Here is a 254-nt window from a genome sequence, read left to right on the forward strand (position 1 = left end):
AGATGTCCTTTGTGGTTCAATTATGGAACGGTGCTCAATACCTTCTTGTCCGCAGCGGCCATTTCTTTTTCGATCGCCGCGTCCTCGGGGTGGCGGGCGCGGACGCGGTCATAGCCTTCTGTGTACAACTCACGTGCCAACTCGACACCGCCGGTTTCCACGATGCGCCCGCCCAGCATCACGTGCGTGTAATCGGGCGTGTTGTGTTCCAACAGCCGGTCGTGGTGCGTGATAATGAGGATGCCCATATCTCT

General features: G+C 57.5%; 1 pseudogene. It reads right to left on the reverse strand.

The features are described 5' to 3' along the window. Positions 1 to 20: 20 nt before the first annotated feature. Positions 21 to 254, reverse strand: a pseudogene (locus BB427_RS05055) (hypothetical protein); the annotation flags it as partial.

It is taken from the genome of Pseudoalteromonas sp. BMB (assembly GCF_001709235.1).
GTDB lineage: Bacteria > Pseudomonadota > Gammaproteobacteria > Enterobacterales > Alteromonadaceae > Pseudoalteromonas > Pseudoalteromonas maricaloris.